Annotated in this window: 18 protein-coding genes; 8 read left to right on the forward strand and 10 right to left on the reverse strand. The window is 43.5% G+C overall.

Going from position 1 to position 19,791, the window contains the following annotated elements:
- Nucleotides 1-16: 16 nt before the first annotated feature.
- The 4 genes from MKY73_RS25665 to MKY73_RS25680 all read right to left on the reverse strand — a co-directional run bounded on the left by MKY73_RS25665 (nucleotide 17) and on the right by MKY73_RS25680 (nucleotide 4,660).
- A complete protein-coding gene (locus MKY73_RS25665; RefSeq protein WP_339304095.1) occupies nucleotides 17-1,198 on the reverse strand; it encodes a DUF4317 domain-containing protein in 1,182 nt (393 codons plus the stop codon).
- A gap of 178 nt (nucleotides 1,199-1,376) precedes the next feature.
- Nucleotides 1,377-2,462, reverse strand: coding sequence for an endonuclease NucS domain-containing protein (locus MKY73_RS25670; protein WP_339304096.1), 1,086 nt, complete (start codon nucleotides 2,460-2,462; stop codon nucleotides 1,377-1,379).
- 18 nt (nucleotides 2,463-2,480) lie between these two features.
- Nucleotides 2,481-3,710 (reverse strand): PD-(D/E)XK nuclease family protein, encoded by a 1,230-nt coding sequence (locus MKY73_RS25675; protein WP_339304097.1) that lies wholly within the window; start codon nucleotides 3,708-3,710, stop codon nucleotides 2,481-2,483.
- 242 nt (nucleotides 3,711-3,952) lie between these two features.
- A complete protein-coding gene (locus MKY73_RS25680) occupies nucleotides 3,953-4,660 on the reverse strand; it encodes a DNA alkylation repair protein (protein ID WP_339304099.1) in 708 nt (235 codons plus the stop codon).
- A 379-nt stretch (nucleotides 4,661-5,039) separates the two neighbouring features.
- Here MKY73_RS25680 and MKY73_RS25685 point away from each other — a divergent pair, with 379 nt between their 5' ends.
- Nucleotides 5,040-6,203 carry a glycoside hydrolase family 27 protein gene (locus tag MKY73_RS25685; protein WP_339304101.1) on the forward strand — a complete coding sequence of 388 codons (1,164 nt, stop codon included), beginning with the start codon at nucleotides 5,040-5,042 and terminating at the stop codon, nucleotides 6,201-6,203.
- Nucleotides 6,204-6,407, forward strand: coding sequence for a hypothetical protein (locus MKY73_RS25690; protein ID WP_339304103.1), 204 nt, complete (start codon nucleotides 6,204-6,206; stop codon nucleotides 6,405-6,407). It abuts the gene before it with no gap.
- On the opposite strand, the gene MKY73_RS25695 is transcribed toward MKY73_RS25690, so the two are convergent.
- The gene (locus MKY73_RS25695; RefSeq protein ID WP_339304104.1) at nucleotides 6,404-7,219 is read right to left on the reverse strand and encodes an AraC family transcriptional regulator; all 816 of its coding nucleotides are present in this window, start codon (nucleotides 7,217-7,219) and stop codon (nucleotides 6,404-6,406) included. The genes MKY73_RS25690 and MKY73_RS25695 overlap by 4 nt on opposite strands.
- Nucleotides 7,220-7,333: 114 nt before the next feature.
- On the opposite strand from MKY73_RS25695, the gene MKY73_RS25700 reads away from it, so the two are divergent.
- Nucleotides 7,334-8,869 (forward strand): carboxylesterase family protein, encoded by a 1,536-nt coding sequence (locus MKY73_RS25700; RefSeq protein WP_339304106.1) that lies wholly within the window; start codon nucleotides 7,334-7,336, stop codon nucleotides 8,867-8,869.
- A gap of 84 nt (nucleotides 8,870-8,953) precedes the next feature.
- Here the strand turns inward: MKY73_RS25700 and MKY73_RS25705 are convergent, their stop codons facing one another.
- Nucleotides 8,954-10,297 (reverse strand): HAMP domain-containing sensor histidine kinase, encoded by a 1,344-nt coding sequence (locus MKY73_RS25705; protein WP_339304108.1) that lies wholly within the window; start codon nucleotides 10,295-10,297, stop codon nucleotides 8,954-8,956.
- Nucleotides 10,290-10,982: a response regulator transcription factor gene (locus MKY73_RS25710; protein ID WP_339239549.1), complete on the reverse strand. Its 693-nt coding sequence runs from the start codon at nucleotides 10,980-10,982 to the stop codon at nucleotides 10,290-10,292. The genes MKY73_RS25705 and MKY73_RS25710 overlap by 8 nt, the downstream gene beginning before the upstream one ends.
- Nucleotides 10,983-11,141: 159 nt before the next feature.
- Here MKY73_RS25710 and MKY73_RS25715 point away from each other — a divergent pair, with 159 nt between their 5' ends.
- The gene (locus MKY73_RS25715) at nucleotides 11,142-11,876 is read left to right on the forward strand and encodes a TVP38/TMEM64 family protein (RefSeq protein WP_339304110.1); all 735 of its coding nucleotides are present in this window, start codon (nucleotides 11,142-11,144) and stop codon (nucleotides 11,874-11,876) included.
- Between the two features lie 75 nt (nucleotides 11,877-11,951).
- On the forward strand, nucleotides 11,952-12,530 hold the full coding sequence (locus tag MKY73_RS25720) for a GNAT family N-acetyltransferase (RefSeq protein WP_339304112.1): 579 nt from the start codon (nucleotides 11,952-11,954) through the stop codon (nucleotides 12,528-12,530).
- 190 nt (nucleotides 12,531-12,720) lie between these two features.
- Here MKY73_RS25720 and MKY73_RS25725 read toward each other — a convergent pair whose 3' ends face one another.
- The 3 genes from MKY73_RS25725 to MKY73_RS25735 all read right to left on the reverse strand — a co-directional run bounded on the left by MKY73_RS25725 (nucleotide 12,721) and on the right by MKY73_RS25735 (nucleotide 15,896).
- Nucleotides 12,721-13,887, reverse strand: a complete 1,167-nt coding sequence (locus MKY73_RS25725) for a cobalamin-independent methionine synthase II family protein (protein WP_339304114.1) — start codon at nucleotides 13,885-13,887, stop codon at nucleotides 12,721-12,723.
- A gap of 162 nt (nucleotides 13,888-14,049) precedes the next feature.
- Nucleotides 14,050-14,619 carry a hypothetical protein gene (locus MKY73_RS25730; RefSeq protein WP_339304115.1) on the reverse strand — a complete coding sequence of 190 codons (570 nt, stop codon included), beginning with the start codon at nucleotides 14,617-14,619 and terminating at the stop codon, nucleotides 14,050-14,052.
- Between the two features lie 284 nt (nucleotides 14,620-14,903).
- Nucleotides 14,904-15,896, reverse strand: coding sequence for a tRNA-dihydrouridine synthase (locus tag MKY73_RS25735; RefSeq protein ID WP_339304116.1), 993 nt, complete (start codon nucleotides 15,894-15,896; stop codon nucleotides 14,904-14,906).
- 386 nt (nucleotides 15,897-16,282) lie between these two features.
- On the opposite strand from MKY73_RS25735, the gene MKY73_RS25740 reads away from it, so the two are divergent.
- From MKY73_RS25740 to MKY73_RS25750, 3 genes are all read left to right on the forward strand, one after another.
- The gene (locus MKY73_RS25740; protein WP_339304117.1) at nucleotides 16,283-16,489 is read left to right on the forward strand and encodes a DUF2536 family protein; all 207 of its coding nucleotides are present in this window, start codon (nucleotides 16,283-16,285) and stop codon (nucleotides 16,487-16,489) included.
- A 101-nt stretch (nucleotides 16,490-16,590) separates the two neighbouring features.
- A complete protein-coding gene (locus tag MKY73_RS25745; RefSeq protein ID WP_339304119.1) occupies nucleotides 16,591-17,472 on the forward strand; it encodes a GNAT family N-acetyltransferase in 882 nt (293 codons plus the stop codon).
- 183 nt (nucleotides 17,473-17,655) lie between these two features.
- Nucleotides 17,656-19,521: a leucine-rich repeat domain-containing protein gene (locus MKY73_RS25750; protein WP_339304121.1), complete on the forward strand. Its 1,866-nt coding sequence runs from the start codon at nucleotides 17,656-17,658 to the stop codon at nucleotides 19,519-19,521.
- Nucleotides 19,522-19,791: the final 270 nt, after the last annotated feature.

A 19,791-nucleotide genomic window follows, 5' to 3' on the forward strand; every position in this document is an offset into this window, starting at 1 on the left:
CAGGGTCTAGAATCAATTACTCATTGATAAGTTTTTCTGTATTAAGGGTAAACCCTTCAATCACGACATCTTCGTCCACTTCAATCATGATGCAACGTCTGCCTTGATAGTTCACCTGTTTCACATATCTTAGGTCTTGCGGGCTAACCGAAATCGTAGCAATCTTAGTTTCGATCTTGATGGACTTGGACGTAAACTTCGGCATAACACTGGTCGCTTTCATCTCATAATTCTTGTTGTCCACGATCGTTTCGAAGGCACGTTCCACTTTCTCCGTTGTCACATCCTCTACACCGCTTGCGGTCAGTACACGTTCCAGATCTTTATAATCCAGCTTCGGAGGTTCTTCCTCATGGGACTCTTCGTTAATTTCGATCACGCGGTTGATCTCTTCATACACATGTGCAATGGTGGCTGAATCGAGCTGTTCACCGGCCACTTCCTTCACGATATCTTCGAAGATCGCCCTTTCTTCCAGTGCGGTTACGGATCTTTCGCCATTCAATACATTTTCAACAAAATGCGGGTCCGGGAAATTGGATTTCCCTGTGCAATATAACACTCGATTCACATCGGAGTAGTTGTCGGTCACGCTAGGATACAAGAATCCTTGCTCTGGCGTGCTTAATTTGATAATCGGATCGACAATAATGTTGTATTTGAATTCTCTCTCCACGTAATCAAACAATAGCGTTTTCCGCTGCTTCTCCGTGGAATTCACGCTGCACAGAATGAACGGATGGGCGAACACCTCATTCTTCTCGCTCTCTTCCGTGGCTTCGTTTCTAGCCTTGGTCGGCAGATAATACTGTCCACGTACGAACGTAGCAACCATGTCCCGCTCATACTTGGCATCCACCAGCATTCGATCCACGAGCAACAGCATGAGGTCCTGCCATTCGTCTGGATCACCTGTGACCAAAGCCTGATGAAGCAGTACCTGGGCCGGGTCCTCCGCCGCTTCCTGGAATTTTAACTCAAACAACTTCTGATCCAAATCACCTGTCAGCAGCTTTTTGAAATTGCCCATGTACAGCTCTTGTTTCTCTCTATCCACCAGTTCGAACGGGTGACGCTCCCAGTGATAGACCTCGTTGGTTTCCTTCGTAATATAGACGTTGAGAATATCGTAAATATTCAGTAGATCGTGATCGAGTTTAAACTGCTTGCGTATATGCGCGACTTCTTTTTTATTCATGATTCGTTAGACAACTCCTCAAGTAAATTGGCCTTACAAGTATAAACGAAATAAAAACCCTTCGCTAGAAGGGCATTTTATCTTGCAAAACCGAATTCAAGTGTATTAAAATGGAAATATTTTATAAAAATTCTTACTTAGGGTAACATTACTAGATCTTTTTATTGTGTATTACATTTCACTTGATCTCTTTCTCCAGCTCAAAATGTTCTGTTAGTCTGTCCAAAGTAAACTGGTTCCGCAATTTACAAGCCGAGTTCTGATTTGCAAACATCCCTTTCTCCCAGATCGCCTCCTGCTTAGCACGCGTCTTTATCCATTTTACACGCACAACATATTCACACAGATCAGGATCATCAACATCCTTATCCATCTTGACTCGCAAATCGGAATTAAGTAAAGGTACGTTTTCTTCACCGTGTAAGACCTGGAACTCTTTAATAGGTACAACTTCCTCTTGTACGATTCCAACACCAACATAGCCAACTTTAGGGATGCATACAAATAATCTATCCTCAGGTTTAAGAAGACTTAATGATCTGCTATACCATTTTCCCTGTCCGGCTGAAATAAAACCATATTTTCTACAATCTTCCCAATTCCGATACTCACCATCACCCAGTGACACGTAATAGTCCTTTCCATTCCACGGAGCCTTTCCACTTTTTAAGGGCCTATTACTGATTGATTTAGCTTCAAAACTATTGGGATCAATAAGCCAGTTTCGAGCCAAGTATTCGTTATCTCCATCTTTAAAATAATGAAAAAAGAGTGCATTTATAGGCACGCCAAAGTTAGTTAGGTAGTTTATGATTCTCTCTGTAGCCGGGTCCAGCTCAGCCGAAACTACTAATAACAGATGCGATTCATTCAACGTTTCTGGAAGATCTGTCTGAAAATAATCTACGAAATCTTGTTCCAATTGCTTTCCTGGATTTTTCTCACTGTAAATTCGTGTGATATCATTGTAATTTAGCTGTTGAACCCAAGAAGCATAATCCAAAGTTTGAGCAACGACTTCACGTGGCGTCTTGTTTCTCTTGAGTTCGATTATAACCAAATTCCCCTCGGAATTCATAGCGAGAATATCAATAAATTTACCAAATGCCGTAGTGATTTGTCGCCCAATGAGCATTACCGTAGGGTCGATGATGCTGATATCAGAGGATATAACATCTTCAAGTTTACGCTCAGTTTCAATATTTGAGAAGTGAACCTTCTCAATACCTTTGTTGATTTTCCAGATACCTAGTTCGATTGGCATTCAGTACACTTCCTTCGATTAAATAGTTTCATTTGGTTTTCCCAGTTGAAATTCGTTTAATAACGTAACTAATAGGGCATTAACTTCGTTATATTTAAATACCTTTTCTAATAATACTCTCATACGTTCAACTACATGTTCGCTATCCGTCCAGTCATCCACTTTTACACTCTTGGTACGAATCCTCGTATACTTACCATCTAACTTATTCAAGGCACTGGTCCTTATTGAAAAAATTTTATTACTATCCTGACTGTTAATATAATTTAAGAAGGCATTCCTTATATGTAAGTTCGCTATCGGTCCCACCTCGAGGATGAGGCGCAAACTATTATCCTCAGCAGCAAAGAAATAGCTAACCGGTCTTGGAGATCTCCATTTTGTTACTAAACGAGGAAGGATTGAGTCTAACGATTTTGGGATAAACCAATATTCTTTATCTCTTAGATGAAAATCTCGGTCTTCATGATACCCAATACAATTTAGCTCAGGTTTTAAAACTTCAGTTGCTTGGTTAAGTGTCGAATTAGAAACATACCCATATTTAATAATCGTCTCTATCGCTTCTCCATGATGCTTATAAATATCACGACAAAGTTTTATAAGTTGTTCATCCTCCAAAGTAAGCACCTCCAATGTCCTTATGTAATAACTAATAAAATCATATATCTTAGAATTCATATTTTCCTTATTAAGGACTAACAACGAATTTAACAGTCTCAATATATCTGAATGTCCTAGGCTATAATATTCTGGGTGAGGCGATTCCTCTCCGTTCAAAGTAAGAAAAACAGGAATAACGTGCTTGATGTTGGGGTAATTATCCTTAACTAAATTTATGTACTTCTCTAACTGATGGCTCCCTAATCGAGCATGTACTTTATTCTCAATAAAAAGGACAAACTCATTGCTCTTTGAGATAACAATAATATCAATATTTCTCCATTCTCGTAATACTTCAACATCATGAAAGCTGCTTAATAAAACATCTGTTACTTGCATACTATGGTTTTTAATATCGATATCTCTGCATATTATTTCAGTAATTATTTTTTTTAATACCATATCGTTCAAGAAGTGGTTTTCACTTGGACTTAGGAGCCACGCTAGGATATTAGAGTGTCTTATTTCAAATTTATCAATCTTCATTATCTTGAATGGATTGAACTCATTGAGTTTGGAATTTAAAAGGTCAAAAGATTCATTATTTGTTATAAACCGATTGACATTATCATATATTTTGTCCATGTCATTCTTAGTCCTCCTTTTAAAGAAAAAATTGGTGATAACGAAACATGATTACAGAATTTTTTTAACGAAAATACTAAGTAAAATCTCACCCTCAGACCTGTAAAATAAAACATGTTCCTTTCCCAGAATATTCGACGATTTATCTAGTCCTTCCTGCCTGTTTATATCGAGTAATTATAAAATAAGACGTAGGATGATTATCCTACGTCTTTTAAAAACACATATTAATTTGATTACAGTTAACATCTAACATATTTACGCTTAAAGCCTACCCGCCCTTTATCCACTGACTTTTGAATATTCTCAGAGGCATTCAGCAGCTTGCTCTTTGGCATGTCCTTATTCACTTCGACAGGTCCCACCGCCTTGGCCGTCTCTACCGCCAGATCGTGCAACGGTTGATAGGATGTTGCAACGGTATACAGGAAGTTGTTCATCGAGTATTTCGTTCGTTCCAGAGATTCGTGAATCGTCCTTTTTACCTGTTCCAGCATCTCCGTCAGTTTATTCTCAGAAAACTCACTATCCTTTCGACTGCCGAGCAACCAACAGTAACAGCTCCATCCTGCTGACATTTTGAGCTCATCTCCGCTCGCAATCCACTTATCCGAAACTTCTTGAGCAATATCCGTCTCTGCCAGCGTGACGGCAACGATGAAGTCAGAGATCATGTAAAAATAAGCAGCATCGATCCAACGGTCAAAATCAGCCTCCGTCATCACTTCAGGATCCGCAATCACGCCTGCAAAGTACATTGCATCATAATTGCCCGTCGCGTAGAGTTGCTCCGCCAAAGGTTGATCCTTTTTGATCCGCTTCGCCATTGGTTTCATCGCCCCGGTTGCCACGCCAAATAGCGGTTCATGCGCACCATTGGAGATGTAGATTTTTTTCGTTCGTTCTTTACCCAGCGCTTCCAGCTCTTGCATCACTTCATCCAGATTCATTTGGTGACCCTCCCCATCCTATAATTTATATATCTGATCATATCAAACAGAAACTTATGTTTAACGAACAGCCGATGGAAAATCACACATTATCCTGTTCGAGCATGATTACCGATCATAGTATTCATAGTATCATTCCCCACAGATTCCTGAAAAGATAGCATAAATTCTGTGCAGATAGACATTTTTCCTTCCTTAATGCTTCTACCCACCACTTCTGAATACCTGCCCAAAGTCTGGATTGAAGCAATCATTCCCCCAGCACAGCTGAGCAACATATGTCCATGTCCAAGCAACGTTAAGCTATGGCAGGAAACGTCGCTCATCGTTTATGTTCAGTTTAGTATCGTGAAACTGAGGAGAGGAAGGATGCGAGATCATGAGCAACAATCAAGTATTAGGCTTTGCCCCTGCGCTGGGCTGGAATTCGTGGAATACCTTTACGTGGGATATTAATGAACAATTAATTCGGGATGTCGCTGATGTGTTTGTATCGGAAGGTTATCTGGCCGCTGGCTACGAGTATATCGTCATTGATGATTGCTGGAGCCTGAAGGAACGGGATGCAAGTGGCAATCTGGTAGCTGACCCGGAGAAGTTCCCCAGCGGAATGAGAGCGCTATCTGATTATATCCATAGCAAAGGCTTGAAGTTCGGCATGTATTCATGCGTGGGTACGCATACTTGTGCTGGGTATCCAGGTAGCTTTGAGCATGAATTCCAGGATGCTGCCCTTTTTGCCGAATGGGGCGTTGACTATTTGAAATATGATTACTGCTTCAAGCCACGACATATCTCAGGAGAGCTGCTGTACAAACGGATGAGCCTGGCGCTCAAAAACTGCGGACGGGATATCCTGTTCTCCGCCTGCAACTGGGGAGCTGACGACGTATACGACTGGATTCGGGAATCGGGTGCCCACATGTATCGCTCCACTGGCGATATCCGCGACAACTGGGACTCAGTAAAGGAACTTGCCCTGTCTCAATTGGGGAAACAAAGCTACACCGGCTCCTTCTGCCATAATGACATGGATATGCTAATCGTTGGGATGTACGGTGGAAGCAACAATGATTATATTGGCAGTATCGGCGGATGCAACGACATCGAATATAAAACCCACTTCTCCCTCTGGTCCATGATGGGTTCTCCATTAATGATCGGATGCGACGTGCGCAAGGCTAACCAGATTACCAAAGATATTCTTCTGAATCCTGACCTGCTTGCCATCAATCAGGATGTAGAAGCGCGCGGAGCTTACCGCATTAAACCAGAGCCGCAATGGTTTCACACAGACGATGTATTTATGCTGGTGAAGGTACTTACAGATGGTGATCTAGCTATTGGCTTCTTCAACCTGAGTGACAGCCAGCGGGAATTATCTTTGCAATTTTGGGATATGGGTCTGCCTTACGCTGCGGGTTATGCGCTGTCACTGTATGACTGCTGGGAACATCAAGAGCTTGGCGTGTTCCGTGAACGCTTCGCTCCGGTTGTCGCAGCACATGATTGTCTTGTCGTTCGGGCCAAACTGGTGAAATAGATGGCTCAACATCGCCTGTGCACCTCCTGTCAGGTTCCGCTATCTTCAGATGATGTGGGCATCTACCTTAAATTGATCTCGATCTCTGCCCGGCAATTTCAATGCATTGATTGTCTCGGAGTGAAGCTGAACTGTGGACGCGAGCCTATTGAGAAGCTGATTCGTTATTTTCGAGAGTCCGGGAACTGTGCCCTGTTCCGTTAACGGTGTGCCTTCGTCCGGTGCAGCATCATGTACGCTGTTGGCGTATGTGAAGTTACTTTCTTGAATACTTTGGAAAAATATAACGGATCATTGTAGCCGACGGAGTAGGCTACCGATTGAATCGGCAGACCCGACGTCTTCAGCAATTCACAGGCGCGCCCGATTCGACAGGATGTCATATACTCCAAAACAGACTTGCCGGTTGCTCCTTTAAACAGACGAAACAAATAGCTGCGCTCCAGATTGACTGCCTTTACGATCTCCGTGACGGTCAATGTCGGCTTCCAGTAGTTCTGCTCGATGTACTTTCTAGTCAGCCAGACGTAGTCCTTGGCGTTTACCTCCGGCTCCTTCGGATAATATTCCATATAGTAGGATAACAGCAGACGCAAACGCGCATCCGCCCGCAGCAATTCATAGGATGATGCACCTGCGTTCCAGGCAAGGTGATAAAAAGGCTGCAGTGTCTCCGGTGAGACCGTCACTACGGGTTGTACTTCTGAAAGCTGCGTTAGCCCCAGCAACCGTCCGGCATCCTCACCGCTAAACTCCACCCAGACATACTCCCATGGATCTTGCGGGTCTGGATAATAATAAATCTCCTTTTGCGGAAATATGATAAAGCTTTCCCCCGTGACTAACCGAAATACGCGGCCGCCCGTCTCCAGCGTCCCTTGACCGCGGATAATATAATGCAGCGCATAAACGTCACGCACGCCTGGCCCCCATTGATGAGAATTAGCTGGCTTGTGACCACCGCTGATAAAATACAAATTACTGGCTCTGTTACTCTCATGCCAAATCGGATTCAACCTTGATTCCCCCATTTCTACAGCTACTCGGTTCTCGCGTTCGGTTTATCTTCATATCGTTAATCAGATGTTCGGTAACGCTTACAACCTAAATCCAGAGAGGAGATTGTTGTTATGCTTAGAATGGTTACGGTAGAACATGGACAAGTGCAAGGACTGCCTGCGGCGGACCCGCGGATTACCAGCTTCAAAGGAATTCCTTTTGCCGCGCCTCCTGTAGGTGAGAATCGCTGGCGTGCTCCACAGCCGCAGCCGAACTGGGTCGGTGTACTGCAAGCTTTCGATTTTGCCCCTATCTCCATGCAAGCCCCAACAGTCATCGATGATAACAATATCTACACCCGCGAATGGGCCGTTGATCCTGACCTGCCCATGGACGAAGATTGTCTGTATCTGAATGTCTGGACACCCGCCAAGCGCACGGACGAGAAGTTGCCTGTCTTTGTCTGGTACTTTGGCGGGGGCCTACAGGTTGGCCATACGGCCGAAATGGAATTTGATGGCGAGCGAATCGCTCGCAGAGGTATTGTCGTTGTAACGATTAATTATCGACTGAATGCCTTTGGTTTCCTGTGTCATCCCGAGATTAGCACCGAATCTCCCCATGCACCCGCCAACTTCGGTCATCTCGATCAACAAGCAGGCACGCAGTGGGTCAAACGCAACATTGCCGCCTTTGGTGGTGATCCGGACCAGATCACCATCGGTGGACAGTCGGCAGGCGGAGGAAGTGTACTCAGCCAGATGACCTCTCCGCAAAATAAGGGCTTGTTCCAGCGAGCCGTCATTATGAGCGGCATGGCTACGGAGTTGTACCCGAAAGTCCGCGTGCCTTCTGTCCGTTCCACACTGCGGGAAGCTGAGCAGGCCGGGGTTGCATTTTTCGACTTCCTGGGCTTATCTTCCCTTGCAGAAGCGAGACAACTGGATGCTGAATTTCTCCGTGACAAAGCACTCGAATACAAAAGCTTCTGGGGAACCGTCATCGACGATCAATTCTGCGCAGGCGATCCGTTTACTCGTTTTGTTCAGCAGGAGCGCGAGGCAATCCCCGTCATGCTGGGGCATACATCTTCCGAATTCTGGACCCGTCCCGCCGCAGCCAATCTGGAAGAACTGAAACAGATGGCTGTTGAGCTGTTCGGCGAGGATGCTCCTGCCTTTTTGCAGCTATGTGAGACCGAGACCGGCCAAATCGAGCAGGCTTTGCAACAAGCATCAGTACGCATGATCCAACATGCCATTCTGCTCGCCATCCGCGCGAACAGCGGTCATGCGTCTGAGATGCCTCTTTATTATTATAACTTTGACGCCGAGATTCCGGGATGGGACCAGCCGGGAACCTTCCACTCCGTCGATCTGTGGTTTTTCTTCGAGACACTGGCCAAGTGCTGGCGACCTTTCACGGGCAAACATTATGATCTGGCCCGCCAGATGTGCAATTATTTATCCAATTTTATTGCTACAGGTGACCCGAACGGTTCAGATGCCACCGGAAAACGGATGCCTCATTGGATTCCTTGTACTACGGAACAGCCGTATCTCATGGAATTTGGTGATCAGTCTCAATTACAGCAGGCTGAGCCTGGACCAATGCTCTCGTTTCTCATTGAACAATATTTCAAGAAACAGAGTGCACCTGTTGTTTGAGACATGAGGCTTGCCTTCTGACGATATCGTAAGAGCCATGCGAATGCATGGCTCTTTTAATACAATAACATCTCTCTTTTCCCATTATATATGAGTCTGTGTTGGTTTATTGGAGATGACAGGTAGCGTAATTTGTAGTGAAAACGTATCTTCTTCCTGTGACACCTTCAACGTCCCATTGTGCTGTTCGATCATTTTCTGACAACTAACGAGCCCAATTTCGTTGCTATCTTTCTTTTTGCCAACACGTTTAATCTTATTCTCCACCTCAAGAGTGACCCATTGTTGCTTCAAAGAAATCTGGATATGAACGGGAAACACTGGATCGGCGTATTTTCGAATATTTGAAAATATGTTATCCATTACGCGACGCATGGCGATCAGATTGAGTTCAAGTAAAAACTCCTCATGATGTGCATCTGTCTGAACCTGCACATCGATATCGTTTAAAACCACTAATTGTTCATCGATGAGTTGATCGATAAGCGCTCTGCCCTCATACCTTTCAAATTCTATTGCCTCTTCTTGAGCGGCAGAGGATACCGTGAAATACTCAAATAGTTTGTCCGACAGCACTTTGATCTGATAGGCCTTCTCCCGGCTATTATGAATATACTGCAACAGATCCTCATGTGTTTTATACTTGTTGAGCTCTATGATATCCATATACCCTAATAGAATCGTGAGTGGCGTTCGTAAATCATGGGAAATCGCCGTGATCAATTCGCGGTTGGCCATCCTAACCCTCTCCTCGCTGCCGAGCCGCTCCACAAAAGATTTCCTCATCTCATCTATACTCTGGGCCAAAGATGACAGTTCATCCTTTCCCGATACCGTAATCGAATATTCCAAATTTCCACCTTCAAGTATTTTGATCTCTTGTTCAAGCAGGCCAATATACGACGTTTTCCTATTAATTATCAGTAGAAAGGAAACGATGAACACGATAGCTGCTATGAAAACACCAATAATCAGAATGAGGTTGTAATATTGATACTCATAAAAGCCAACCAAATATATTTGGGCATCCTGATCCGCAAAATGGATGGTGGTGATGGGTATTTTCGATGGTACAAATTGAGTTAACAGCTCCTCGTTAATGGCAGGATCAATCTCCGTGTTGGAGGAAAATATCAACTTTTCTTTTGCAAAAATATACAGATTTAAGTAGCGCTCATGACTTATCCAATCAGACAATTGCTCATGATCTCGTGTTGACACGTTCTGATTGTTCACGAACGCTTCGAATCGTTCAAGCGCATCTTGCTGCCTGTTCTCTACAAAAGTGGATTTGCTTAAATAACTATCCAATACCGTTTCGCCAACAATTTGTAAAATAACGAAAGCACTTGTGGCAATGATCAAAGAAATGACAACCGCCAGAACCAGTTTAATCTTCAGCTTTTTCCCCATTAGTAATCTATTCAATTTTGTACCCCTTCCCCCAAACGGTCTTCACATATTTAGGGTTCTGCGGGTCATCCTCCAGTTTGCCTCTCAAATTACGAATATGAACCATCACCGTGTTATTACATGTATAAAAGTAGGGTTGCCCCCAAACACTCTCATATATATTTTCCGCTGAGAATACCTTTCGTCGCTTCTTAGCCAGCAGCAGCAAAATCTGGTATTCAATTTCAGTTAGAGCAATTTCCTTCTTCCCAACAAACACGGCTTTTGAATCCTGATGGACGGTAAGATCTTTAACGATAATTTGATCTGTTTCTTCAGTCTTCTCTTTGCCCCGATAAACATAATACCTCCGTAGTAAGGCCTTCACCCTTGAAACGAGTTCTGTATAAGAGAAGGGTTTGGACAAGAAGTCATCACTGCCGGAAGAAAAGGCCAATTGTTTGTCAGAATCCTGCGTTTTCGCCGTGAGAAACAGGATCGGTGCGCTTGTTTGTTCACGAATCTCCAGACAAGCCTTCAAACCTGATTTATTGGGCATCATCATATCCAAGATAATGAGATCCGTCTCTTCGTTTACTTTATCAATCGCATCTTGACCATCTATCGCTTCAATCACTTCATAATTCTCGCTCTCTAATAATATCCTTACAATTTCACGAATTTCGCTGTTATCATCAGCAATTAGAATTTTCTTGCTCATCTGATCCCTCCGTCTAATTTCAGTATAATATGCGCTATTAGCGACTACCAGCAAATACAATCGACTTAAGAATTCTTCAGAAGTTATGTAGGTATCTCTTAAGAACTTCGACTTATACTGTAAATATCTAGAGGTTACTATACAAAGGGGTCGTCAGCTATGCCACAACCTTCAAAAAAAGTAATGATTAACTTATTGTTGGGTCTATTCATAATGTTGTCCATTGGTCTGCTGGTCTATTATTCTCCTGCCATTATTAAAATCATGTCTTCCATGGACAACTTCAGAGAATATATTCATTCAACCGGACATTGGGGTCCGGTCATGTTTATTTTATTTCAGATTCTTCAGATCGTGGTTGCACCTATTCCAGGAGAAGTGGTACAAATCGCAGGCGGATATATTTACGGTACAACCATTGGTTCATTGTATACAACTGTAGGTTTGATACTAGGCTCAGCGATCGCCTTTTATTTCACTCGTTTTATCGGTCGGGCTTATATTTCACGGCTGCTGCAAAAGAAAAATAATAAGTGGATGTCATTTATTCATGATGAAAAGAAGTTCTCCGCTTTTTTATTCATCTTTTTCGTGATTCCCGGCTTGCCCAAAGACATGCTTGTGTTTGTTGCCGCTCTTACCTCAATTCGTTCGTTTAAGTTCTTCATGATCCTTATCGTCGGTCGGCTGCCATGGATCATTGCATCTGCCGCCGTGGGGTCCACCATTCATATGCAACAATATACGATCGCCATTAGTATTTCTGTTATCGCTGTGATCGGGTTCGTGCTCGGTTATATCTATAGGGAGAAATTGGTGGGGTTGTTCTCCCGGTCTGACAGAATCAGAACCAAAGCCAAACCCAAAGCTACACCCAGCTATAGTAAAGATTAGTGTGTTTGGTAGAATAAAAAGAAATACAATACGAACAAAGTTAATCTATTGATATGAACACTGGAGGTATATTTCATGCAAAACCTTGAAACCAATCGATTAATCCTGCGAAATTTCACCGTAACAGACGCAGCCGGACTGTTGGAATACACAGCAAATCCCAGAGTGAATTGCTTTATGGATCACCGAATTTCAACACTGGAAGACGCAGCGGCGGAGGTCGCAAAAAGAAGCAATGACGATTCCCAAATCGCAGTCTGCCTGAAAGACAGTAACGAGCTGATCGGTGAGCTGTTTGGCATGAGGGAAGATCGGAATCCTGATACAGATAAGGATTCGAATTCAGATACGTACAGTATTGGTTGGAATTTTAATGGAAGATTCGAAGGGAAGGGGTACGCAAGTGAAAGCGCTAATGCTTTCATCGAGCATCTCTTTATGGAACAGGGAATAAGAAGACTGTACGCCTATGTCGAGGATGATAACTTCCGTTCCCAGAAACTATGTGAGAAGCTGGGCATGCGCCGGGAAGGTCTTTTTTTGGAGTTCATTTCATTTGTCAAAAATGAGGACGGCACACCGAAATACGAGAATACGTATCAATATGCTTTGTTGAAAAAGGAATGGCTCGCACAGCGTGAATTACAAAAATAAAGAATAACAAGCCTCATCATTAGTTTAAAAAAGTTATAGAAATGAGAACGTACCCACATGTACGTTCCACAACAAATACGGCGGCTTCTCCATGGATAGATTCCAGAGGAAAAGTCGCCGTTTATTATCGCACAGAACACTATTGATCGAGCAATGTGTTTATAAGGTCACAATATATTCAGCTTGAATTTTAGACGGTGCTGCCCCAATATTGCTTCGCAATCTTCTGCCCCTGATCAATCTTCGCCCATTGCTGAGCTTCGCTTAATTCATTACCGCCATCGCAGGATGCAAAACCGCATTGATGAGACAGCAGCAGCCGATCCTTATCGATAATTTTCGATGCTTCGTCCAGCAAACGGACAACACGTGCTTCATCATCGAGTGTACTTGTTTTGGATGAAAGCAAACCTAATACCACTTCTGTTTCAGGTCTGTCCTTAAACACTTCCAACGCTTCAAGTGAACCCGCACGATCATCATCCCACTCCAGGAAGAAACGATCATACTTCAATTGCTTCAGGAACAAATTGGCGATTTTCACATATGATCCACCGCCCATGTTGCGGGAATCATAATTGCCGCGGCAGTTATGTGTCCACATTTTCAAGCCAAGGCTATGACCAAAGTCAATCACGGTATTGTTAATGTCAATAAATTCGGTAGCGAGACCCTGTACTTCATCTTGATTAATATGCTCCCCTGTAAATGGAGAGTTCGGATTGTCGTCTGCAAACAGTTCCCACAAGCAATCATCGAATTGCAGAATTTTACCGCCCACTGCAGCGAATTCTTCGACGAATTCCTTATAAGCGATTACAAGGCCCTCTTTGAGCTCCTGTTTGTTCTGATAAACGGAATCTGTACCCCCAATGTTATCTGACCAGGAGAGTTCACCGAAAATATGGGATGGCGATGGTACGCAAAGTTTCGTTTGCTGGTCACCCGCCGTGTCTTGCAGTTGTTGGAACAATTGAATGAAATGATGATTTTTTCCGCTTAATTTGTCCGTGATGCGCAGTCCGATATCTTTGCGTGTTTCATACTTCGAAGTTCCGTCCACATCTCTGAAGAAATAGCCATGATCCGCGATGTAACGCTTCACACCGCCAAATCCCCATACAAAGTCCAGATGCCACATCGATTTGGAGAATTCGCCATCGGTAACAACGGACAAGTTATGTTCGATCTCCTTGGCTACAACTTGTTTGATAGCCTCCGTCTCGCACTTCTCATATCCTTCGTAGTTTTCATAGAACGGATATTGGATATCATCGTTATGTTCAATTTGCGTTTTATATTTCAGCAGCTCTTCCGGCCGCAATAAACTTCCTACGATCTGGAACTTGTCAGTCATGTAAATTACCCCCTCGTTGTATACCATGATCATATCACGCCGAGAGCAGTTAGAAGGGATACTTAAAAACCATAACTGGTTATAGTTAAAAGCTATACCCACTTGTTAGCAGATTTCATTGAGTTCACAGTGTATCTCTATCCATGACAAGTTATTTAAATTTCACACCGTACGACGACGCAGTTCATAGAAATATTGCACCGCTGGATGTTTTAATTTGATCTGCTCGGACATGTTCAGAATTCGTTTTTTGCCAACCCGTCTGTCCATTAAAGCCAGAATATTAAACAAGATATCATTGCTCTCCAGATTATCTTCTATAGAAGTAGATAAATATGTGGTAGCTGCAACGGTAAAATTTGATTTACTGAGTGCAGCCTGTGCCGCCAAAAGCGCTTTGGCATGTACGGAGATTTTTCTGCTCCTTGCCATGATATGCAATCGATCCTCGGGGATATTGCCTTTGGACTCTTGCCGGATAACTTCAATCTCATCTTCACTTACAGGAATGAGAATGTTAGGGTCGTTCTTAATCTCCTGTTCCGTCTGATACCAACGGATCGGCGTTGAAGTATCACTCATATTCAGGATGTTCTTTTGATCTACGGTAATGTAACAATTGCCTGATTTATCAGGGGCATAGCGATAGCTGGTTGCACGATACTCCACTTTTCCAATTAACGCGGGACTAAGAAAACTCTCTAATTGTTGCTTAAGTTTACTCCAGGACATAGATCCTCCTATTATCAAAAGCCTACCGCACGTATTGCGGCGATCATTTTAAAAATTATAACACAGCCACACAAAGGGAAGTCTCATGTTGATCACAATTGGATTAATCCAGTTGGTGATGTTATGAGTGTTCGCAACACCTAAAAAAAGAAACGGAATAGCTCCCGTTTCTTTTTTACAATCCACCAATGGCACGTAGTACAATCACTATTTTCCACTTCAAACATTTTATCAAATCGAGAAAAGCTTTACGCTCCGTCCGTTCTTTCTCCGAACCCGGAAACTTAAATCCCACGTTCCTCCGCCTCAACTTGATCCCTATTTCCAAATTCATGGAGCAGCGTACGAACTTCACTTGTCGACTTGGCGTTCATTAGGCTGTTTCTGAGTTCACTAGCTCCTCGAAATCCGCGGACATAGACTTTAAAGAAACGGGCAAGCGCGCTGAACGAACGTGGCGCCTGTCCTGAATATTGATCATGGAGATCCAGATGCAGCCGTAGCAGATCAAGCAATTCCTCACTGCTGTGTTCTTTCGGCTCCTTCTCAAACGCAAACGGATTCTGGAAAATACCGCGTCCAATCATAATGCCATCCACACCATATTGCTCCGCGAGTCTAAGGCCTGTCTCACGGTCCGGAATATCCCCGTTAATCGTCAGAAGTGTATTAGGAGCGATCTCATCACGAAGCTGCTTAATCTCCGGAATCAGTTCCCAGTGAGCGTCTACCTTGCTCATTTCTTCTCTCGTCCGCAAGTGAATGGACAAATTCACAATGTCCTGTTGCAAAATATGAGTCAACCAGTCGCGCCATTCGTCGACTTCCGTAAATCCGAGACGCGTTTTTACACTGACCGGCAGGCCCCCGGCTTTTGCCGCCTGAATAATCTCCGCCGCAAGAGCCGGGCGGCAGATCAAGCCGCTTCCTTTTCCATTCTCCGCCACATTCGCTACAGGACAGCCCATATTAATATCGATACCTTTAAAGCCTTCCCTCGCCATACCGATACTCATCTCACGAAAGAATTCCGGTTTATCTCCCCAGATATGAGCCACAATCGGCTGTTCATCCGCTGTAAACGTCAACCGTCCACGCACACTATGGTGCCCCTCCGGGTGACAATAACTCTCTGTGTTCGCAAACTCCGTAAAAAACACATCCGGTCTGCCCGCTTCACTTACGACATGCCGAAACACAACATCCGTCACATCTTCCATGGGTGCCAGTATAAAAAATGGTCGCGGCAATTCACGCCAAAAATTTTCCTTTGTCATCTCAAAAGCTCCTCTATACATTCCAGGACAGTCTTTGTCCTCATTAATAGTTAAAATAGTAAACTCGTAACTCATGCAACTGCTGGCCTATCATTTACATGATCATTCGCAGTTTCGTTGCAATTCACATTATGGTGTCCTAGCTTCTTCTTCACTTATACCATGCAAATGAACTTCCTTCAAACAGCAGTATCTGTTACTACTTCCATTAGACCTTCAGATTATTGAACGTTCGATGATCTCAAAATTGCCCTTTCCCGATTTTATCACGTCTTTATTAGATTTTCAGCCCGATTGCACTTGCCGAACTGGAAAAGCTCCTCTAAAATGAAGCTCGACAGGCTTTTAACCTGCAAATCGAGATTTTAAGGAGGCCTGAATGATATATGGAAATTTCACTGGATATAATCAAAGATAAAGTCGAATGCTTGCAGGCTTATGACTTTCATGAACTGGCGCGAGCGATCGAAGAACGTATTGAAATCAATAAGGCATTAATGCTGCGTGTGAAGCAAGTCCAACATCAAGTAACGTTTGATCCTGTTCGCACCAAAATGTTATATAGCGCAGTCGTGCATTTTGCCTTAGATTAATGAACCAAGACTTTGAATAGTGAATACCAGATTACTGACTTAATTGCAGTTACGGCATGGTCATATTAGTAGTTACTATTGAGGGTTAAGGGGAGAATACCATGCAAGAATTAATATTTATGAAGAATTATAAAAACAATGAAGTACTGCGCAAGAGTTTTTTCGAGCTTGCTGCCGAGACTTTTGATATTGATTTTGAAAATTGGTATCAACAAGGGTACTGGGGCGAGGGTTACGTCCCTTATTCATATGTCGATGGGGACCAGGTGATTGCCAACGTTTCCGTTAACATCCTTGAACTCATTATTCACGGAGAGAAGAAAAAGGCGATTCAAATCGGCACGGTGATGACCCATCCTGATTATCAGGGGAAAGGACTCTCTACACGTTTAATGAACAAAGTCTTACAGGAATACGAGAACAAATACGATTGCATGTACCTTTTTGCCAATGAATCGGTGCTTGATTTTTACCCCAAGTTTGGTTTTAAGCCGGTGGAAGAACATCTTTTTTCAATGGATTATACGGCAAAAAAATCACCCAAACCTGCGAACCTTCGGAAACTCAATGTTACTAACGCGGATGATTTACATCTTATTCAAAAATTCGCATCGGAAAGATTGCCTGTTTCTCGGCATTTCGGAACCGCCCAGACGCATGGCATACTCATGTTTTATTGCCTGAATGTCTTTAGTAATGATATTAATTACTTAAAAGATGAAAACGTCATCGTTATTTATCAGAAAGAAGACAATCATATTGAGCTCTTCGACGTTGTTAGCTTAAACGAAATAAATATGAAAGATATCTTGAATAAGATTGCAGATGAGTATACGGAGACAATAACCTTCCATTTCACACCAGATCCAACAGAACATCTCGTTCTAAAAAGTACCCTCACCAATGACGGCTTATTTGTAAGAACCCCTGGGGATCATCTCTACCCAGTGCATGTTAAACATCCGATTACTTCAATCGCTTAATGATTTATTTAATCATACCTTCCCTCAGCCATACCTAAAAAAGATCAAAAGGAGCAGGATTTCCCTGCTCCTTCGTTATGTGAAACTTCTTTCTCTCATCAAACGTAAATTCACAAGGTATAATGAAGTCAGATGACCGTTTGGCATAAATTGATGAACATCATAACGAAGGAGAGGACATTTGTGGCGTTTATTCCGTTAAACTGTCCCAATTGCAACGGACGAATTGAATACAAAGAGGGTGAAATTCTAAAGTGCCCTTATTGTGAAACAGAGCTTCTATTGAAGCAAAATAATGTCTATTACGTGGACCAGACGATTAATCATTACCATGGAACTCCTCCCAAGGCAACGCCGAAGCAGGCTGTCTCCGTAAAGCTTTTACTTATACTGATACTGGTGTTAACCGGTGCCATCGGTACTTATGTGTACTCCAATGTCAGCTCTACTCATTCACCAACAGAAGCCAAACTGCCTGTGCGAAAGATGCCTGAAAGCGAGGTTCTGCTCTCCTTTTTGCGAGATATCTTCGATAAAGGGACTGCCCTGCCGACTGAGGATGAACTTGCTCGTATTCGTTACTTAACTGTAGATTATTCGGATAATGACCAGTGGGAGTTTACATACAGCTTCTCCGACCCCTTCAGCGATGAACAGGCTGAGAAAATCACTTATGTGACTCAGGACAAGAAACTGAATAACCAGGAGATCGATCAGCGGGATTTTGAAGCCTTTACGGGACTGACGGCACTCGATCTGACGAATACCTATGAAATCTCCCAGACGGATCAAACCACTTTGGCCCATATGTCCGGATTAAAAAGTTACGGAGGTGCTTTTAACGAATCCTTCAGCAAATTTTCGGGCTACTTTGGCGACAAAACTAAAATTACGGAGCTTTCCACTCAGCTTCGCAGCAATCAGGAATTGGCCATGCTGCTGGAGTTTCCTAATCTGAGCTCGTTATCCATTACCTATGTGGATGAATCCGTAACAGATTTCTTTCTGTTGAACAAGCTGCCGCTCAAGTCCCTGTCGCTCACCTTTGTCGATGAACTGGGATGGTTGTCCTCCATGACCGGGCTGTCATCCTTATCTATACAATACAGTGAAACCACAGACCTGCAACCGCTGTACGCCTTGACCCAGCTTCAGGAGCTTCAGCTATCCTTTTTAACAAATGTAAAGTCTATCGACTTTGTACAAAATATGCCTGCTCTACAAACGCTTGATCTCGAAAGCGTAAACTTCTCAAGCCTGGAGCCCTTGGACGGCAAGGCCTCCATTACTTCACTACGTCTGGCTTCTCTAAGTCAGCTTAGTTCGGTAAAGGCCATAAACAGTCTGCCCTCTCTGCGGAAATTAACGTTGTCCGGTTACTACGAGAATGCAGAAGTGCTGACATTGCCTAAAGTAGAGCGAGTGGAAATTCCAAGCTCTTTTCTCCCCGGGCTAAAGGCCCCGGCTACAACCAGTCTGACGCTCCGTGGCGGAAGTGGGGAATTGAACTTGGCTGCTCTGGGGAAATTCCCAAAACTGGAGCAACTCTCGCTCTGGGAGATCGATGAAATAACCCGTCTGGGCGCCTTGGATGGCTTGTCCAGCCTAGAGGCTCTAAGCATTTACGACTCGTCACTATTTCAGGAGAGCGATGCTTTATTTCGTTTGAAGCAGGTGAAATCTCTGATGTGCTCCGAGTGCAGGCTGAACTTTGAACAAAAGGCAGCAGCCGAGAACAGCGTACTTGAACATTTGACCTTAGAGCAGCCGTATTTCAGCATAAACAATACCTCTGTTACTGAAGTTGACCAGATGATGGCTTACTTTGCCAGCATGTCTGCTCTACGTTCCTTTACTCTGCAAGACAGCAATTTGGCTTCTCTCGAATTCATGAGTAACTGGCAGGCCATAGAAACACTTCATCTCGAGAATAATGCCATTTCCAATATCGAGACCCTAAGCCAACTGCCTGATCTGAAAAAGGTGTATCTCTCCGGTAATTCCGTCCAAAACAAATCCGTGCTTGGTACGGATGTGCACGTCTATTAATTACCGCCTCGGATGTTGGCCAGTTTTAGACTAACATGGATGGTATTAAAACAAAGACAAAAAGGGGTTCCCCTTATGCATTTCTTCCTGCATGGGGGAACCCTTTCGGTGTTTTAAGTCAAGTCAGAAGCCTTCCATATTCTTTGGACGATAGCTGCAACCTCAGCACGGGTGATGTTGGCATCCATAGATCAGTCTCCCCATACAAAGGGATCTTGACGAAACAAACAAGCGGCTGCCTAATCGGCAACCGCTTTATCGGACATGCTT

It is taken from the genome of Paenibacillus sp. FSL R5-0519 (assembly GCF_037974275.1).
Lineage (GTDB): Bacteria > Bacillota > Bacilli > Paenibacillales > Paenibacillaceae > Paenibacillus.

Excerpts from the sequence above, each read along its gene's own strand:
- MKY73_RS25665 (WP_339304095.1), bottom strand. The coding sequence starts at position 1,198 with ATGAATAAAAAAGAAGTCGCGCATATACGCAAGCAGTTTAAACTCGAT.
- MKY73_RS25670 (WP_339304096.1), bottom strand. The coding sequence starts at position 2,462 with ATGCCAATCGAACTAGGTATCTGGAAAATCAACAAAGGTATTGAGAAG.
- MKY73_RS25675 (WP_339304097.1), bottom strand. The coding sequence starts at position 3,710 with ATGGACAAAATATATGATAATGTCAATCGGTTTATAACAAATAATGAA.
- MKY73_RS25680 (WP_339304099.1), bottom strand. The coding sequence starts at position 4,660 with ATGAATCTGGATGAAGTGATGCAAGAGCTGGAAGCGCTGGGTAAAGAA.
- MKY73_RS25685 (WP_339304101.1), top strand. The coding sequence starts at position 5,040 with ATGAGCAACAATCAAGTATTAGGCTTTGCCCCTGCGCTGGGCTGGAAT.
- MKY73_RS25690 (WP_339304103.1), top strand. The coding sequence starts at position 6,204 with ATGGCTCAACATCGCCTGTGCACCTCCTGTCAGGTTCCGCTATCTTCA.
- MKY73_RS25700 (WP_339304106.1), top strand. The coding sequence starts at position 7,334 with ATGCTTAGAATGGTTACGGTAGAACATGGACAAGTGCAAGGACTGCCT.
- MKY73_RS25710 (WP_339239549.1), bottom strand. The coding sequence starts at position 10,982 with ATGAGCAAGAAAATTCTAATTGCTGATGATAACAGCGAAATTCGTGAA.
- MKY73_RS25715 (WP_339304110.1), top strand. The coding sequence starts at position 11,142 with ATGCCACAACCTTCAAAAAAAGTAATGATTAACTTATTGTTGGGTCTA.
- MKY73_RS25720 (WP_339304112.1), top strand. The coding sequence starts at position 11,952 with ATGCAAAACCTTGAAACCAATCGATTAATCCTGCGAAATTTCACCGTA.
- MKY73_RS25725 (WP_339304114.1), bottom strand. The coding sequence starts at position 13,887 with ATGACTGACAAGTTCCAGATCGTAGGAAGTTTATTGCGGCCGGAAGAG.
- MKY73_RS25730 (WP_339304115.1), bottom strand. The coding sequence starts at position 14,619 with ATGTCCTGGAGTAAACTTAAGCAACAATTAGAGAGTTTTCTTAGTCCC.
- MKY73_RS25735 (WP_339304116.1), bottom strand. The coding sequence starts at position 15,896 with ATGACAAAGGAAAATTTTTGGCGTGAATTGCCGCGACCATTTTTTATA.
- MKY73_RS25740 (WP_339304117.1), top strand. The coding sequence starts at position 16,283 with ATGGAAATTTCACTGGATATAATCAAAGATAAAGTCGAATGCTTGCAG.
- MKY73_RS25745 (WP_339304119.1), top strand. The coding sequence starts at position 16,591 with ATGCAAGAATTAATATTTATGAAGAATTATAAAAACAATGAAGTACTG.